This window comes from Capnocytophaga sp. oral taxon 329 str. F0087 (genome assembly GCF_000213295.2).
GTDB lineage: Bacteria > Bacteroidota > Bacteroidia > Flavobacteriales > Flavobacteriaceae > Capnocytophaga > Capnocytophaga leadbetteri_A.
On record NZ_KN390065.1, the window covers coordinates 3,739 to 6,988 of the forward strand.

At 42.8% G+C, this 3,250-nt stretch carries 4 protein-coding genes; 2 read left to right on the forward strand and 2 right to left on the reverse strand.

The genetic code is table 11. The features are described 5' to 3' along the window. Positions 1 to 283, reverse strand: a 283-nt coding sequence (locus HMPREF9074_RS10980; protein WP_034540811.1) for a sugar nucleotide-binding protein, incomplete at its 3' end; no start/stop codon positions are given. 22 nt (positions 284 to 305) lie between these two features. Beyond that, positions 306 to 509, reverse strand: coding sequence for a hypothetical protein (locus tag HMPREF9074_RS10985; RefSeq protein WP_009390185.1), 204 nt, complete (start codon positions 507 to 509; stop codon positions 306 to 308). A 399-nt stretch (positions 510 to 908) separates the two neighbouring features. On the opposite strand from HMPREF9074_RS10985, the gene HMPREF9074_RS10990 reads away from it, so the two are divergent. Both HMPREF9074_RS10990 and HMPREF9074_RS10995 read left to right on the forward strand, forming a co-directional pair. Next, complete coding sequence (locus HMPREF9074_RS10990) at positions 909 to 2,201, forward strand: phospholipase (protein ID WP_009390183.1); 1,293 nt, start codon at positions 909 to 911, stop codon at positions 2,199 to 2,201. A gap of 144 nt (positions 2,202 to 2,345) precedes the next feature. After that, the coding region (locus HMPREF9074_RS10995) for an MFS transporter (protein WP_034540813.1) at positions 2,346 to 3,250 on the forward strand (905 nt) is incomplete at its 3' end.

Genomic DNA, 3,250 nt, shown 5'->3' on the forward strand with positions numbered 1-3,250 from the left:
GAGGAATAGAAACCTCAGCGCATACGGTCGCCAGATGGGCTACAGCCGTGTGGTTGATGCTTTCAGCCACAGCCGTATCGTCTTCAGCTTTGTCTACATTGGTGTAAGCGGCGCAATTCACTATCAGTCCGATGTGATTTTGGTGTACAAAAGAGCGTATCTCGTCTATTTGGGTAATATCGAGAACGTCTGCATCGGTGAAAAAATAGCGTGCTTTGCGGTCGGCGTTAGCTTTTATTTCGGAGCCTAACTGACCGTTAGCTCCTGTTACTAATACGTGCATCAGTAATAGGGGGGCTAACGGATTAATAACTAAAACTAAAAGCGTTAGCGCCTACAGCAGCATACTTGTTAGCCAAACGCGCTACATCGCCTTTGTATTTTTCAGGTACACCAGCAGCAAAGGTGCCATACATTTGCGCAAATTTTTGCTTTAAATCAGGAGTTATTTCGATATTGAAATTCTCCATATAAAGGATTTGCTCTACTACTTTTACAAATTCTTCCATAATACTTAACTTATTAAATGATTACTATATAATTTAGTCGATTTGCCGATTAGTCGATTTGCCGATTGGTAAACTATCTAATTGTCTCATTTTCCGGTGGCAAAGGTACAAATAAATTTTGAAATAGCAATCAATAGTTATCAATAAAAATTAACAGCATATTAACAAGTTATCAACAGGGGTTGTTAATTTGATGATTTTTCGTTTTTTGTTCGCTCATCCTTCGCTCATCCTGTATTGTTCCTATAGTGTGTGATTTTTTTTAATATGAGAAGGCTGGGAGGGCTGAGAAGGCTGGGAGGCAAATGTAGTATTTGTATGCTAATAGATAAAAATAATTTTATATCTTTGCGGCAAAATAATCGATAATTAGAAATAATCAAAATTAGCTAACAAACTATGAACAAATGTATGATGCTCTTGCTTGCTTGCGTTACTGCCCTGCAAGCACAAGAGATTAAAACTTCTCAACAGCTTTGCGCTGATGGGCAATCGCGCCCCTATGTGGTTTATACTCCTACAAAACCCAACCCTAAAACTAAACCTTTATTGGTATTCTTGCACGGAGCCGTAGCCTCGCCTCAGGTCAATGCTAACCCCGAAGGCTATGTGCGCAAATCGCCCTTGGTAGCCTTAGCCGAGGCTGCTGATTGTTATCTGCTTTTCTGCTTCGGACAAAAAGGCGCTACTTGGTTCGATGCCGTAGGGCAACAAATGGTAATGGACGAAATCACTGCCGTAAAACAACAGTACCCTATCGACCCTGATAAAATCTTCCTGTCGGGCTTCTCTGATGGCGGTTCGGGGGTGTATTACTTCGCTATGACGCAACCCGACCCTTTTGCCGGCTTTATCGCGATGAATGGCAGCCTAAAAGTAGCCAGTATGTTGGGCGAAGAGGAGATTTTTCCCTGCAATATGAATCAAAAACCGCTGTATATACTCAATACCAGCGGCGACAGTCTCTATCCGCTTGAGCAAATCACCCCTTCTATCGACTTCCTACGGAAAGAAAATCCTAATATTACTTTCAAAACCCCTACAGGCGACCACTTTTTGGGTTACCTGCCCGAAGAACAGTCCGCATTAGTCGATTTTATTAAAAACCACACGCGCCAACCCCTTACCCATATAGTATGGGAGACCTCTAGTATTAACAAAATCAATCGGATAGGGTGGCTAAGCCTCAAATCGCTCGCCCTCGAGCAAGAGCGCGCCCCTTGGCATACTCTCTATCCCAAAGTGACCATACAGAACAACAAAGCCGATTTGGGCATCAAATACGACTATACTTACAAAGGCAAGGGCTTGCGCATAGCAGGTTTTAAGAATGACACCGTTACTGCCAAGCGTTTGGGCGCCAAAGAGGGCGATATACTCCTCGCCTTAGAGCGTGACAGTATCAGCTCGCCAATGGCACCGATGCTCTACACCGCCCAAAAGAAAGCAGGCGACCCTACCGAACTGACGGTGCTACGCGAGGGAGCGACCCTAGTGCTAAAAGGCAATTTTAACCAAGGATACCCCTATGCACTGCTAAAACATCAGCATAAAACCGCCAAGATTGAGGCGGAAATAAGAGGCAATGAGCTATATGTACGCACCTCGCGCATAGCTGCATACGAAATAGATAGGAAGCAAACGCCGGTGAAAATCAAGGGTAAAGTAAAAGATTTCATAAATAAACCTTAAAAAAGTTTTCGTTTTTGTTGTTTTTTAGGAAAGGTTTATATATTTTTGCCCCCGAATTTTCGATTTGGCGATTTGGCGATTTGTCAATTTGGCGATTTGTCGATTTACTTTTTCTAAGAAAATAAAAACTAAAATATCAAAATAATGGAACACCAAGATCAACAAAACAAAAGTTACGTATTGCCTATTGCGATGATGTTCGCACTATTCTTTATGATTTCATTCGTAACAGGCTTACAAAACCCTTTTGGGGTAATTGTTAAAAACCAATTTATGGCTAGCAACCTCGAATCGCAATTGGGGAACTTAGCGAACTTTATAGCCTATGCCTTTATGGGTATCCCTGCTGGGAAAATGTTAGAGCGCATTGGCTATAAGAAAACTGCCTTAGCAGCTATTGCAGTAGGTTTCGTAGGGGTATGTGTTACCTTCTTATCGGGCTCTGCAGGTAGCTTTGCCGTATACCTAACCGGTGCTTTTATCTCTGGTTTCTCTATGTGTATGCTAAACGTGGTGGTAAACCCTATGCTTAACACCCTTGGTGGTGGTGGCAAACGCGGTAACCAATTGCTACAGTTCGGAGGGGCTATCAACTCTATCGGGGCTACTATTGTGCCTGTATTGGTAGGTTACCTTATCGGTACTATCAGTTCAGAGACTTCTATAGCCAACGCTAACCCTGCCTTATTCTTAGCAATGGGTATTTTTGCCTTAGCGTTTATCGTATTGTTCTCGATGAACATTCCAGAGCCTCACGCAGCGGCTGCTGTTGCCAATGGGGTGAAGAATAGCCACAGTCCGCTATCTTTCCGTCACTTTGTATTAGGAGCTATCGCTATTTTCTTATACGTAGGGATAGAAGTAGGTATACCAAATATAGCCAACCTATTTATGACAGGTAGCACTGAAGCTAACGGTTTAGGCATTGACACCACTACCGCTGGTTCGGTAGTAGGTACTTATTGGTTTTTGATGTTTATCGGTCGTCTTACCGGTGGTTCATTAGGCGCTAAATTCTCAAGCAAAGGAATGCTTTCATTCGTATCGCT